We start from the raw sequence: 14,231 nt of genomic DNA, 5'->3' as shown, positions 1-14,231 counted from the left end.
AAAGAAATTCTTGGTTATCAATTTACACTGTTTAGTTTTCAAGGACCAGAGAACACTTGAAGTGTTCGTAACGTTACTAGGAATGGAGCACAATTCATTGTGCGGGTTCCGACGTAACGGGCCTGTAAGGCCATTTGTTCTTATATGCATTTATTATGCATTTTAGCATTTTCTGCCGGCGTTTCTGCCGCCGACCTTTACTATATTACCACACCGCTAAACCGTTGTCAACAACGTTTTTACTGGTTTTTAGTGGTAATTTGCGTCTTTCGTTTCTGTCTGTTTTTCCGCTTCGTTACCGAGGCAGGAATTACATTCTACCATGTATATCTTTCAGAGTCAACTGGAAGTTTAAGGCTTGCTGTCTGTTTTCCTGTGCTGTTTGCGACAGGAATCTTATCTTAACATTTTTAATTCACCATTGCAACTGGTAATCTTAGGATAACTCATCATCCTGCTCTTCGTCATTCAAGTTATAAATGATACTTTCACCATTATATATAATAAGATTAACAAGCTTGCCGCCCTGTCCGAATTGCTCCATCACCTTTTCGCAGATTACATCCATATCTTCGTTTTTTAATTTATTTATGGATAGGAAGAATACATCCAAAGCTTCGTCGCCATAGCCTACGACAACATTCCCGTTGTAACCTGCAAGTCCTTCACCATCATCATAACTCAGGTTCCTTATATCAACTCTCATGTACTCCTCGGGGTTTGATATTATTATCCTGTCTTTATTCAAAAATGTTGCTGATTTTGAATTTTCCATCCCATTGCCTCCTCTAAATCCCACGTTTGGTTTTATTCTTTGCATTCTGAGTATTTTAATACGAGAATTTGAATAAAAAAAGAGAAAAAAATCGGATGAAAGCTTCATCCGATTTTTTCCTTCTATATATAACTATATAATCTATACTTTAAATCTGCTTATCAATGTATTTAATTCACCTACAACATCTATCAGGCTATTTGCTATATGCGCTACTTCTTCTATCGCCGCTGTCTGCTCCTGCATAGATGCTGATATTTCTTCAGTACCGGCAGCACTTTCTTCTGAAACTGCTGCTTGTGATTCTACAATCTCAACTATCTTGTGTATGCCGCTTATGATGTCCTCGGTAGCTTCAGCAATTCTACCAACCTGACCTGCAGCTTCCTGAGTCACATTATTTATTTTATCAAAAGCTTTCTGTGTATGCAACACTGCCGCCTGCTGCTCTTGAATAACGCTTATTGAGTTGCCTGCCTGTTTTTTTGCATGCTCTACACTTGATTGTATCTGGACAATTATATCTGATATCTGGCGAGCTGCTATTGTTGAGCCTTCTGCAAGCTTTCTCACCTCATCGGCAACTACCGCAAAGCCTCTACCGACTTCTCCCGCTCTAGCGGCCTCTATGGCTGCGTTTAATGCGAGCATATTAGTTTGGTCAGCTATGGATGTAATTACATTTATTATATCCCCGATTTCGCCAGCACTTTTTGAAAGATCACTTATAGAATTACCAAGATTTTCTGAGCTTATTACGCTCTCCTGCATTTTTTCATTCTGTAGCTTGATTATTTCGACACCTTCCAAAACTGTATCTTTGGTAAGCTCAGTGCTTCTAACCGTATCCCCAATGCTTTGGGAAATAGCTTCGGCTTTATCCAGAACATCTTTTGCCGTTAATGCTCCTTTTGTAGCTCCATCTGCTTGATCATTGGCTCCTTCTGCAAGGTCATTAATTGTTGTAGCCATCTCTGCGGCGCCCTTGCTTGACATATCTGCTGAGCCGGTCAGTCTCTCCCCAGACTCTCTGAGTTTTTGCGTCATCTCAAAGCTCTTTATAATTAACTCTTTGAGATTGTTAGTCATTAGATTGATTCCTTCACTAAGACTTTTGAACTCCTTGCTGGATCTTATATTCACTGTTTTTGTAAGGTCTCCTTCACCTATCAGCTTAATTACCTTCATAAGCTTATTTATTTCATTTATAATATTTACTTTTAGAAGAAAGCTTATTACTATCACACTTAGCACTAATGCTATCAAAGAAATTATTGCAATATTTCTTAGCATGCTGCTTAAGCCTGCTGTAAATTCCTCTGAAGGGATTGTTGCACATATAATATACACTCCGGAACGCTGATATTTCATAAAGTAATCTTTTCCATCCAATGTGTAATGGAATTCGCCGGGTTCACTTTCCAAGATTTTATTACCCCAGTCAAAATCTGTTACTATTTTTCCTTTCAGTGCTGAATCTTTGTGACTTACTATGGAATTAGTATCTTGATTTACTATAATTACAGTGCCGTTAGCGCCAAAGGCTGATTCGTCCGAAATGCTGCTGATATCCGCTTTCACCAATTCTTTCTGAAGCTTATTAGGCGCAAATCCCAACAGCACTACACCAGGCTTGTCCTTTCTGCCTGCACCGGCATATTGAAAAAGAACACCATCCGTACTTCTTACTGTTGGTTGTTGGACAAATTCATAATCCGGATTGGTTACTCCAAGTGAAAATACCGCCAGGCTTTTGTCTGAAACCAAGTCAAGATTGTAAAAGTTTCCTATAGTTCCCCATCGTATAATCCCTTTTTCATCGGTTATATGTATTTCATCAATTCCAAGCGCTGCCGCCATATCAAACAGTTTTGAATTATCTTTGACTATATTCGGGTTCATAGCAATTACATTATTTAATACCTTAACTTTATCCAGATATTCCTTGTTGATTTCCTGCTTCTTGACAGATAACTCTGCATTTCTGCTTAGAATCACATTCTGTACCTCATCCAGCTTGCTTTGCGACAACTGTGACATGTTGCTCGCTATCAACTGCTCAGTAAAGTAAAATGAGACTCCGGATAATGCTGTTACCACAGCAATCAACAGGATTATTACAGGTAAAGTAATTTTAAAACTTAGCCTCATACAATCTCTCCTCGTTTCTTGACTGAATTCTTTTTTGGTGTAATTATTATATCGGCTGAATAATTATTTATATATGCACTAAATTATAACACTTTATTCTAAATATTTCGACATATATATATATAATGTTCATTATTTTATACGAGTTTAATTCTATACAAAAAAAACGTGCTTTCGCACGTTTTTATGAGCTTTCACCACATTTCTTCAGCAATTCTTCCCACTTCTTATCGACATCTGCTTGGATATCCTCAATTAAGGGCTTATTCTCATCAGTGAATAAATGCTTGAATCTTCCCTGGGGTTTCAGATATTCAACAACAGAAAGCTTCTTCTTTGGCTTGTAGTTCAGCTTCCAAACTCCATCCTCAACCTCATATAATGGCCAGACGCATGTATCTATAGCCAGCTTTAATATTTCCATAAGATCAGGAGTATTATACCTCCATCCTCTTGGGCATGGAGCCAATACATTTAAGAATGCCGGCCCCTTCGTATATATGGCTTTTTCTGATTTTTCATAAAGATCTTTGAAGTTCGAGGTTAGTGTAGATTGTGCAACATAGGGTATGTTGTGCGCAATCATTACTGCAGTCAAGTCCTTTTTGAACTGCTGTTTACCAGGAATGACCGTTCCTTGGGGACTTGTAGTCGTGTCACAATATTTTGGAGTGCTGGAGGACCTTTGTATTCCGGTATTCATGTAGGCTTCATTATCATAGCATACATATACCATGTCATGTCCTCTTTCCATTGCTCCGGACAGCGATTGGAGGCCTATATCATAAGTTCCTCCATCCCCCCCGAAAGCGATGAATTTATAAGTATCATCCATACGGCCTTTTCTTTTCATAGCAACATAAGCTGCTTCTGCACCACTTATGGTAGCGCCGGCATTCTCAAAGGCATTGTGTATAAAAGAGTCTTTCCAGGCTGTATATGGATATAGGAAGGTAGACACCTCCAAACACCCTGTAGCTGAGCCGCATACTGCATGATGTTCCGGGTCTAAAGCCCTCAATACGGTCCTTACTGTCGGTGGCGCGCCACACCCAGCACACATTCTGTGTCCGCCTGTCAATCGTTCCGGTTTGTTCATTACCTGCTTAAGATTATACGCCATTATTAAGGCTCACCTCCTATTCTCTAACTCCTAAATATCTGTATGTTTCTCCTACATTGCCGGTCTTTTGGATGGAAAGCAGATCATTATATACCTGCTCAATATCATCAGCTTTTACATCTCTGCCGCCTAAGCCATATATAAAGTTTACAACTTTTATTCCATCTGCTCTCCCATAGAGTGCCGACTTTATCTCAGCTCCCAGAGGCCCTCCTACTGCAGAAAAACCCTCTGCCTTATCCATAACTGCAAGTGCTTTAACATTCTTTAAGGCCTCAACAATCTCTTCCTCTGGGAAAGGCCTGAATACCCTTATCTTTAGGAGTCCTGCCTTTATTCCCTTTTCTCTGAGTGAATCAACCACCGTTTTTGCAGTTCCTGCAGTTGAGTTGATTATTACAACTGCAACCTCTGCATCTTTCAACTTATATTCTTCGAAAAGCTCATATTTTCTTCCTGATAGCTTTTCAAATTCCTTAGCTACTTCCATTATTACCTTTTTGGCATTTATCATGCTCTCAGCCTGCTCACGCTTGTGCTCAAAGCAATGTACCGGAAGATCAAGCGGACCCACTGCCATCTGCTCTTCTGAGTTTAAAAGATAGTGCTCCGGCTTGTATTCTCCAACAAAAGCCTTAACCTTTTCGTCTTCCAGCAGATCGATGTTTTCTACTGCATGGCTTGTGATAAAACCATCCTGGCACACCATAACCGGAAGCATTACATCCTTATGCTCGCCTATTCTTATTGCTTGTATTGCGTTGTCATAGGCCTCCTGGTTAGTTTCACTATACAGTTGAATCCATCCTGAGTCTCTGGCACCCATTGAGTCGCTGTGATCATTATGGATATTCAATGGTCCCGAAAGTGCTCTGTTGACACAGGACATAGTTATTGGCAGTTTCATAGCTGCTGCTATATATAGGACTTCCCACATCAGTGCCAAACCGTTTGCCGAGGTCGCTGTCATCGTCCTGCCTCCTGCTGCCTGCGCCCCAACACATGCAGACATTGCACTATGTTCTGACTCGACTGCCACAAATTCGGTCTGCACTTGCCCATTTGATACAAATTGTGAGAAATACTGGGGTATCTCCGTTGATGGAGTAATAGGGAATGCAGCAACTACATCGGGGTTAATCTGCCTCATTGCAACAGCTATTGCTTCATTTCCAGATAATCTTTCCCTTATTGACATGTACGCCTATACCTCCTGTTCTTGCTTATCTTCTTCCTTAATAAAATCTATTGCTTTGAAAGGACATATTTTCACACAAACTCCACAGCCCTTACAATGGTCGTAATCAAAATCCAATCTCTTGCTGTCCTTTACAGGAATGGATGTATCTGGGCAGGTCGGAGGGCAGAGCATGCACTGAGTGCACTTTTCTTCAATCCAAACCGGGCGCATGGACCTCCAATCGCCAGTTTTGTAGCCTTCAGCATTTCCCGCTTCAAATATAGCCCCTCCCGGTGTTATTTCCCTCCAGGGTGTTTCAGCGGTCATTTTTTTTACTGTTTTACTGCTCATAACCCTTGTACCTCCTGCATTGCACGTTCAATCGCCTTCATATTACCCTCTATTACCTCCGGCTTCGTTTTAAACTTATGTGCAAAGGACCCTTTCATGTCTTCAAGAAATTTGTCAGGCTCCATAATCCCACCAACCATTACTACCGCACCCAGCATAGGAGTGTTGGGGAAATTCTTGCCTAAAGTCTCTTCAGAAATCTTTCTGGCATTTATTGTACATACCTTACCCTTGTAACCTTTAAGATACTTTCTCACTTCTTCGGGGGTCTTCTCCGTATTAACTATAATAGCGCCTGATTCCTTGAGACCTGCAGTTACATCTATTGCAGAAATCAGCGACTCATCAACTACTACCACATAGTCCGGCTCATAAATGTTTGAATGGATATTTATCCTTTCATCACTTATCCTGTTGTAAGCTGTAATAGGTGCGCCCATTCTTTCAGGACCGTACTCAGGAAAACCCTGAATATACTTTCCCGTGTTAAAGGCAGCGTCCGCCAGGAGAAGTGAAGCTGTTTTAGCTCCTTGACCACCGCGTCCATGCCAACGTATTTCCAATAGCTTGCCCAAAACTGTTCCTCCCTTCGGATTTTCTTTGCTCCATGTATCTTGAATATTTTGTGCTAATTTGAATATTTTTATGAAAAGAAAAAGGCTTCTATTGAAGTATTTTAACAACATAGAAGCTTTTTATGAAAATTATTTACGGTAGTTGTGCCTGACTGCTTTCAAGCTTAAAGGCATTCTTACGCATCTCAGACTCTATTTCTTTTGCAGTATCCGGATGATCGATGAGATATTGTTTTGCTGCTTCTCTGCCCTGCCCAAGCCTGACGTCTCCCATAGCATACCAAGAACCGAGCTTTTGAACCAGATCCAGCTTAACTCCAAGATCAACCAGTTCGCCCGGTTTGGAGATGCCTTGGCCATACATAATGTCAAACTCCGCATCACGAAAAGGCGGAGCCACCTTGTTCTTCACAATTTTGGCGCGAGTGCGGCTTCCTACCATCTCTGATCCATTCTTAATTGTTTCAATTCGGCGGATATCAATACGAACAGATGCATAAAACTTCAATGCACGGCCACCGGTCGTCACCTCCGGATTGCCATACATAACTCCAATCTTTTCTCTCAGTTGGTTAATAAAGACTACAACACAATTTGTTTTTGCGATACAACCGGTCAACTTTCGCAGCGCCTGACTCATCAGTCTGGCTTGGAGTCCCATATGGCTGTCTCCCATTTCGCCCTCAATTTCCGCTCGTGGAACCAATGCTGCAACAGAATCCACAACAACAACGGCTAAAGCACCGGAGCGCACCAATATCTCTGTAATCTCTAATGCCTGCTCACCTGTATCCGGTTGGGAGACCAAAACATTGTCTATATCCACGCCCAAAGCTCTGGCATAGGTTGGATCCAGCGCGTGTTCTGCATCTATAAAAGCCACCTCGCCGCCCTGTTTTTGAGCCTCCGCAATAATTTGGAGCGCCAATGTGGTTTTCCCGGAAGATTCCGGACCATAGATTTCCACGATCCTTCCCTTGGGCACACCACCGACTCCTAACGCTAAATCCAAACCAATAGAGCCAGTTGGGATAGTATCCATTACAATATTTGAATTTTCGCCAAGCCGCATAACAGCGCCTTTCCCAAAAGTATGCTCAATCTGATTCAAAACTTTATCCAGGGCTTTCCTTTTCTCATTGGCAGGCGCCTGTTCAATTGGCCTCTTATCTAAAGTCATCTGTTTCATTCCCTCCAACTGCTTCCACCTTACATGCTCCATGGTTTCCATAAATAATTAAATCACCGATCTGATACATAATTTCTTTACACATCTCCTATCTTTTGTTATTTCCTGTTTTGGTTCTTGAAAAGAATTATTTATTCCATGGTCTCCTGCCATTGTAATACTTGTTCGCAATATACGTTTGCTTTCTATCATCAAGGCTCGCCAACCGTTGAAACGTATGGATACGTGAGTATCTGCTCTCTTCTGCTGAACGTTTAAATTTACATTCTTTGCCCTTACATGCTTTAAAATTTAACCAAATACATTCTCCTGTTTTTGACAGCCCTATACAATTGGGAAGTCCCAGCAAATCCGAATTGGAAAATCGGTTCATTGCCATATAATCACCTCCGATTAAGCCACTAGAACAAAGGCGGCTTTGCCGCATTTGAAGCCCATGTGCCTTTTCCGAATGTATTGAGGAAATTCTGGCACGGGCAGTTAAATCAAGTTTATTTATTGTATAGGAAAGTTATACTTTCCTATACAATAAATATCCAATATGCGTTATAACATTTTCACCAGGTACCTTCCGGTGTAGCTGTTCGTACATGCAGCCACTTGCTCAGGCGTTCCAATGCAAACGATATTGCCTCCTTCAGCACCACCCTCAGGACCTAAATCAATGATATGGTCTGCTGTTTTGATAACATCAAGATTGTGCTCTATCACAACTACAGTGTTTCCGTCATCTACAAGAGCTTGTAAAACATCAATCAACTGGTGAACATCTGCAGCGTGCAAGCCTGTGGTTGGTTCATCCAATATATAGATAGTAGCACCTGTGGGGGGCTTTAACAGTTCTGCGGCCAATTTTACCCTCTGCGCCTCTCCTCCCGACATCGTAGTAGAGGCCTGTCCCAGCTTGATATAACCAAGTCCGACTCGGCAAAAAGCTTCCACCTTCCTGCGAATTTTCGGAAGGTTTTCAAAAAAAGCTACTGCTTCATCAGCCGTCATTTCCAACACTTCAGAAATGTTTTTGCCCTTGTAGCGCACCTCCAAAGTTTCTCTGTTGTAGCGCACTCCTTTACAAACATCACAGGGAACAAAAATATCCGGCATAAATTGCATCTCAATTTTCACAAGACCATCTCCTGCACATGCTTCACATCGCCCGCCTTTGACATTGAACGAGAATCGTCCTGGACTGTAGGCTCGTACTTTGGCATCATTGGTTGCAGCAAAAAGCACCCGGATATCATTAAATAAGCCTGTGTAGGTCGCGGGGTTGGAGCGTGGTGTACGCCCGATCGGGCTCTGATCAATGTTTATGACCTTATCAAGATGCTCAAGGCCTTCCATGTAGTCATGCCTGCCTGAGCGCATCCGGGCTCGATTCAGTTCTGCCGCCAGCTTTTTATAGAGAATTTCGTTGACAAGACTGGATTTTCCAGAGCCCGATACGCCAGTAACACAGGTGAAAGTGCCGAGAGGAATCGCTACATTTATTTTTTTAAGGTTGTGTTCCGCCGCACCATATATTTTTAAGCTATGCTCATTTCCAATACGTCGCTTGATTGGTACAGGAATTTTTCTCATTCCCGAAAGATATTGCCCTGTAACCGATTGCGGGACAGCCATAATGTTCTCCAATACTCCCTGTGCAACAACCTCGCCACCGTGAATTCCTGCACCGGGACCGATATCAACAATCCAATCAGCTTGACGCACGGTATCCTCATCATGCTCCACAACAATAAGCGTGTTTCCCAAGTCTCGAAGGCTTTTCAAAACAGCTATAAGACGATCGTTATCACGCTGATGAAGTCCGATAGACGGTTCGTCAAAGATATACATCACGCCCATTAGACCCGAACCGATTTGAGTGGCCAAGCGAATGCGCTGACTTTCACCCCCGGACAAAGTGCCGGCTGAACGTGAAAGCGTCAGATACCCAAGACCAACATTTTTAAGGAAACCAAGTCGAGTTGATATTTCCTTCAGGATTGATTCAGCAATAATCGCATCCGCGCCCTCTAATGTAAGTCCCTGGATAAACGCTAAAGCATCACTAACGGACAACTTGCAAAAGTCTGATATGCTGATATCTCCAACGGTGACGGCAAGTATTGTAGGCGTTAACCTATCACCATGGCACTCCAGACAAGCACTCGCGGACATATATTCTTCAATGTTAGATTGAGCCCTATCAGGCATGATAAGTCCCGCATCCACATTTAAGTGGAAACCAAGACCTGCACACTTAGGACACGCCCCATATGGATTGTTGAAGGAAAACATTCGCGGCGATAGCTCCGGCAAGGATACACCACATTCTGCACAGGCATAGTTCTGAGAAAACAATTCTTCGTATGAATTGACAGGCTGATGTATGATTACAAGACCTTCAGAAAATGATAAGGCAGTTTCAACTGAGTCGCTGAGCCTTTGCATATTTTCTTGTTTTACAACAAGACGATCTATAACAATTTCAATATTATGCTTTTTGTTTTTATCCAGTTTGATTTCTTCCGACAAATCATAGAGAACACCATCCGCACGTACACGAGCATAACCACTTCGTTTCACACTTTCAAAGACTCTTTGATGTTCTCCCTTTTTCCCTCGGATGACAGGTGCCAACACCTGAAATTTAGTTCCAAGGGGCAGTGTTAAAACCTTGTCTACAATTTGATCAACGGATTGTCTGCGAATCACACGACCGCAAATGGGGCAATGAGGTGTGCCTATTCGAGCCCATAGTAGACGCAAATAATCATATATTTCTGTCACTGTACCAACAGTAGAACGAGGATTTTTTGACGTCGTTTTTTGATCTAAGGAAATAGCAGGAGACAGTCCCTCAATAAAATCCACATCAGGCTTGCCCATCTGCCCTAAAAACTGCCTTGCATAAGAAGAAAGGGATTCGACATATCGCATCTGTCCCTCTGCATATATCGTATCAAAAGCAAGGCTTGATTTACCTGAACCGCTGACACCAGTAAACACCACCAGCTTATTTCTCGGAATTTCGATATCAATATTTTTTAAGTTATTTTCTCTTGCGCCTTTGATAATAATATTGTTTTCCACTTAGGACACCTCCCCTGTAATACAAAACTGACAAATAACAAAGTAGTCGAACCAATGCCATAAAAAAAACGTGTAGTTTTGACAACTGGACTTACGTTTATCAAAACTACACGTTGTAATTAAATTTTATCATTTTTTCGACGGACGATGTAAGCAAAACTTTTTAAACAATAAAAGGAAAACGGTATAGCACTATGAAAATGCTATACCGTAAATCATTAGTTCAAATATATCCTTATGGGTGTTGCCCATAAATGGAAAGTCTCTTTCTCAATACTATTAAGCTTGTGCCATCTTTTTGTAGTTCTCGTATTTTTCTTTTGCTTCCTTCTCTGCCTTTGCGAAGAGCTGTTCTGCTTCTTCCGGGTTAGCACCGATCAGGGATGTATACCTTACCTGATCCATCAGGAAGTCTTTAAAGCTTGTCTTCGGCTCCTTGGAATCAAGTATGAAAGGATTCTTTCCTTCATTCTTGAGTTCAGGGTTGAATCTCCACAAGTGCCAGTATCCGGAATCTACCGCCTGGGCTGTGTTGGCCTGTGTTCTTCCCATGCCCTGCTTGAGTCCATGGTTGATACATGGAGAATAAGCAATTATGAGGGATGGTCCATCATACTTCTCAGCTTCCTGTATAGCCTTCAAGAACTGGTTCTTGTCTGCCCCCATACCTACCTGTGCAACATATACATATCCATAGGTTGCTGCTATCATGCCAAGATCTTTCTTCTTGACCTTCTTGCCTGATGCTGCAAACTTTGCAACTGCACCGATAGGTGTTGACTTGGAGGACTGTCCGCCTGTGTTGGAGTAAACTTCTGTATCGAATACGAGTACGTTTACGTTTTCTCCTGATGCAAGCACATGGTCAAGTCCGCCGTAGCCTATATCATAAGCCCATCCGTCTCCACCGAGGATCCATACGGATTTCTTTACCAGATAATCTTTCTTCTCTGCTACTTCAGCAGCTATCTCTTTGGCTCTTCCTCCAAGAGTGTTTGCTTTGTCAAGAAGAGGAAGCATCTTTTCTGTTGCTGCCTTGCTTGCGTCTGCATCGTCTTTGCCATCAAGCCATGTTTTGTATGCGTCCTTGTATTCCTGAGGCATTTCAACTGTCAAAGCTTCTGTCATGAGATCAGTAAGCTTTTCTCTCATATGTTTTACACCGACTGCCATACCCAAGCCATATTCTGCATTATCTTCAAAGAGTGAATTGCCCCATGAAGGACCTCTGCCATTGGCATCCTTGCAGTATGGAGTAGAAGGTGCCGAAGCTCCCCATATTGATGAACAGCCTGTTGCATTTGCTATCATCATTCTTTCACCAAAGAGCTGTGTAACAACCTTTATATATGGAGTTTCGCCGCAGCCTGCGCATGCGCCTGAGAACTGAATGTACGGCTGTGCAAACTGGCTGCCCTTAACTGTTGCCTTTGATGTAAGATTATCCTTAACCGGTACTGTCATTGCATAATTCCAGTTAGGAATTTCTGCTTCTGTCTGAGTCTCAAGAGGTTTCATAACAAGTGCCTTATCCTTTGCAAGACATATGTCTGCGCAGTTTCCGCATCCTGTACAATCCAATGGGCTAACCTGTATCCTGTAATTAAGCCCCTCGAAGCCTTTACCATTCATCTTTGTTGTCTCAAAGCTTGCAGGAGCCTTCTTAGACTCATCCTCATTCACCAGTATAGGCCTGATAGCTGCATGTGGACATACAAAGGAGCACTGGTTGCACTGTATGCACTTTTCCTTCTGCCATTCAGGAACAAATACAGCTATACCTCTCTTTTCGTAAGCTGATGTGCCCATCGGGAAGGTACCATCTGCTGCATCTGCAAATATACTTACAGGGAGTGAATCCCCTTCCTGTCTGTTCATAGGTATAAGCACGTTCTTTATGAAATCAGGAGCATCTACTGCTGCTGCAGCTTCTTCCTTTGCTCCGCTCCAGTTTGCCGGAACATCTATCTTTACAAGAGCCTCTGCTCCTGCATCAACAGCTTTGTAGTTCATCTGGAGGATCTTTTCACCTTTTTTGCCATAGGACTTGTCTATTGCTTCCTTCAGATACTTAGCTGCATCTTCCATCGGAATAACATTGGCAAGCTTGAAGAACGCAGACTGCATTATCATGTTGATCCTGTTACCAAGACCTATTTCCACACCTATATCTGTAGCATTGATCGTATAGAATTTAATCTTGTGATCTGCTATATACTTCTTTATGTTTGCAGGCAGATTCTCTTCAAGTTCTTCTTTGTTCCATTTGCAATTCAATACGAAGGTACCACCGTCTTTGAGGCCTTTTATTACATCATACTGGTGAACATATGCCTGGTTGTGGCATGCTATGAAATCAGCTTCATCTATAAGATATGGTGATTTTATAGCTTTCTTTCCGAATCTAAGATGTGAGATCGTTACTCCGCCTGACTTCTTGGAGTCATATGCAAAATAACCCTGAGCATATAGATTGGTCTTGTCACCTATGATCTTTATTGCGCTCTTGTTGGCTCCAACAGTACCGTCGGATCCAAGACCCCAGAATTTACATCTGATAGTTCCTTCTGGAGCTGTATTGATATTTTCCTTTACTTCTAAAGAAAGATTTGTAACGTCATCAACTATACCAAGTGTGAATCCGTTCTTAGGATTCTTGGACTTCAGATTGTCATAAACTGCTTTGATCTGTGCCGGTGTTGTATCCTTGGAACCAAGTCCGAATCTTCCCCCTATGATCATTGGAGCATTTTCCTTGTCGTAGAACATTGAGCGAATATCAAGATACAATGGCTCGCCAATTGCTCCGACTTCTTTTGTCCTGTCAAGAACAGCTATTCTCTTTACTGTCTTTGGTAATACATCAAAGAAATATTTTTCTGTGAATGGTCTGTAAAGATGTACCTTTACAACACCTACTTTTTCGCCTCTTGCCATCAGATAGTCTATGGTCTCTTCTGCAACATCTGTTACAGAACCCATTGCAACTATTATATTCTCTGCATCTGGTGCTCCATAATAATTAAATGGCTTGTAGTCTCTGCCTGTAATTTTGCTTATTTCTGTCATGTAATCCGCTACTATTCCCGGTACTGCATCATAGTATCTGTTGCAGGCCTCTCTTGCCTGGAAGTATATGTCAGGATTCTGCGCTGTGCCTCTTGTTACCGGATGCTCTGGATTCAAGGCTCTGTTTCTGAATTCATTCAATGCATCCTTGTCAAGAAGCTTTTCCAGGTCTGCATAGTCCATTACTTCTACCTTCTGAACTTCACTGGAAGTTCTGAAACCATCAAAGAAATGTACGAATGGTACTCTTGATTTGATTGCTGCTAAGTGAGCGATACCGCCCAGGTCCATTGCTTCCTGTACTGAACCTGTAGCCAGCATTGCAAAGCCTGTCTGCCTTGTAGCCATTACGTCCTGATGATCGCCAAATATTGAAAGTGCATGGCTTGCCAATGCACGGGCGGATACATGGAATACACCCGGCAGTAATTCTCCGGCAATCTTATACATATTTGGTATCATAAGAAGCAAACCCTGTGATGCTGTAAATGTTGTGGTTAATGCCCCTGCTGCCAGTGATCCGTGAACTGCTCCGGCGGCTCCGCCTTCTGACTGCAGCTCAACAACCTTTACCTGCTGACCAAAAATGTTCTTCAGTCCGTGTGCGGACCATTCGTCAACATTTTCAGCCATAGTGGATGATGGAGTAATTGGGTAAATTGCAGCTACATCTGTAAACGCGTAAGCGACATGTGCGGCTGCGGCATTTCCATCCATCGTTTTCATTTTCTTAGCCATTG

The 14,231-nt window shown here is 42.2% G+C and carries 10 protein-coding genes; all 10 read right to left on the bottom strand.

All coding sequences use genetic code 11. The features are described from left to right. Window positions 1–436: 436 nt before the first annotated feature. Window positions 437–775 carry a hypothetical protein gene (locus tag VEB00_12420; protein HYF83819.1) on the bottom strand — a complete coding sequence of 113 codons (339 nt, stop codon included), beginning with the start codon at window positions 773–775 and terminating at the stop codon, window positions 437–439. A 141-nt stretch (window positions 776–916) separates the two neighbouring features. Beyond that, window positions 917–2,926: a methyl-accepting chemotaxis protein gene (locus VEB00_12415; GenBank protein HYF83818.1), complete on the bottom strand. Its 2,010-nt coding sequence runs from the start codon at window positions 2,924–2,926 to the stop codon at window positions 917–919. Between the two features lie 184 nt (window positions 2,927–3,110). Next, window positions 3,111–4,049 (bottom strand): thiamine pyrophosphate-dependent enzyme, encoded by a 939-nt coding sequence (locus VEB00_12410; protein HYF83817.1) that lies wholly within the window; start codon window positions 4,047–4,049, stop codon window positions 3,111–3,113. 16 nt (window positions 4,050–4,065) lie between these two features. Continuing rightward, window positions 4,066–5,247, bottom strand: a complete 1,182-nt coding sequence (gene porA, locus VEB00_12405) for a pyruvate ferredoxin oxidoreductase (GenBank protein HYF83816.1) — start codon at window positions 5,245–5,247, stop codon at window positions 4,066–4,068. 6 nt (window positions 5,248–5,253) lie between these two features. Then, on the bottom strand, window positions 5,254–5,580 hold the full coding sequence (locus VEB00_12400; GenBank protein HYF83815.1) for a 4Fe-4S dicluster domain-containing protein: 327 nt from the start codon (window positions 5,578–5,580) through the stop codon (window positions 5,254–5,256). Beyond that, on the bottom strand, window positions 5,577–6,155 hold the full coding sequence (locus tag VEB00_12395) for a 2-oxoacid:acceptor oxidoreductase family protein (GenBank protein HYF83814.1): 579 nt from the start codon (window positions 6,153–6,155) through the stop codon (window positions 5,577–5,579). Before VEB00_12395 ends, VEB00_12400 begins: the two co-directional genes overlap by 4 nt. 133 nt (window positions 6,156–6,288) lie before the next feature. Continuing rightward, window positions 6,289–7,335 carry a recombinase RecA gene (gene recA, locus VEB00_12390; GenBank protein HYF83813.1) on the bottom strand — a complete coding sequence of 349 codons (1,047 nt, stop codon included), beginning with the start codon at window positions 7,333–7,335 and terminating at the stop codon, window positions 6,289–6,291. A 136-nt stretch (window positions 7,336–7,471) separates the two neighbouring features. Beyond that, window positions 7,472–7,723, bottom strand: coding sequence for a hypothetical protein (locus tag VEB00_12385; GenBank protein ID HYF83812.1), 252 nt, complete (start codon window positions 7,721–7,723; stop codon window positions 7,472–7,474). A gap of 167 nt (window positions 7,724–7,890) precedes the next feature. Then, entirely contained in the window at window positions 7,891–10,422 is a 2,532-nt protein-coding gene (gene uvrA / locus VEB00_12380; GenBank protein HYF83811.1) for an excinuclease ABC subunit UvrA, read from the bottom strand. Between the two features lie 279 nt (window positions 10,423–10,701). Beyond that, entirely contained in the window at window positions 10,702–14,229 is a 3,528-nt protein-coding gene (nifJ, locus tag VEB00_12375; protein HYF83810.1) for a pyruvate:ferredoxin (flavodoxin) oxidoreductase, read from the bottom strand. Between the last annotated feature and the right edge of the window lie 2 nt (window positions 14,230–14,231).

This window comes from Clostridia bacterium, from assembly GCA_035628995.1.
Taxonomy (GTDB): domain Bacteria; phylum Bacillota; class Clostridia; order Lutisporales; family Lutisporaceae; genus BRH-c25.
Note: the sequence above shows the minus strand (reverse complement) of the source record. Positions and strands in the feature narration are given on the sequence as shown.

What these genes read in the sequence shown, in the direction of transcription:
- VEB00_12415 (HYF83818.1), bottom strand. Translation starts at nt 2,926, where the DNA reads ATGAGGCTAAGTTTTAAAATTACTTTACCTGTAATAATCCTGTTGATT.
- VEB00_12400 (HYF83815.1), bottom strand. Translation starts at nt 5,580, where the DNA reads ATGAGCAGTAAAACAGTAAAAAAAATGACCGCTGAAACACCCTGGAGG.
- porA (HYF83816.1), bottom strand. Translation starts at nt 5,247, where the DNA reads ATGTCAATAAGGGAAAGATTATCTGGAAATGAAGCAATAGCTGTTGCA.
- VEB00_12420 (HYF83819.1), bottom strand. Translation starts at nt 775, where the DNA reads ATGGAAAATTCAAAATCAGCAACATTTTTGAATAAAGACAGGATAATA.
- VEB00_12410 (HYF83817.1), bottom strand. Translation starts at nt 4,049, where the DNA reads ATGGCGTATAATCTTAAGCAGGTAATGAACAAACCGGAACGATTGACA.
- nifJ (HYF83810.1), bottom strand. Translation starts at nt 14,229, where the DNA reads ATGGCTAAGAAAATGAAAACGATGGATGGAAATGCCGCAGCCGCACAT.
- recA (HYF83813.1), bottom strand. Translation starts at nt 7,335, where the DNA reads ATGACTTTAGATAAGAGGCCAATTGAACAGGCGCCTGCCAATGAGAAA.
- VEB00_12385 (HYF83812.1), bottom strand. Translation starts at nt 7,723, where the DNA reads ATGGCAATGAACCGATTTTCCAATTCGGATTTGCTGGGACTTCCCAAT.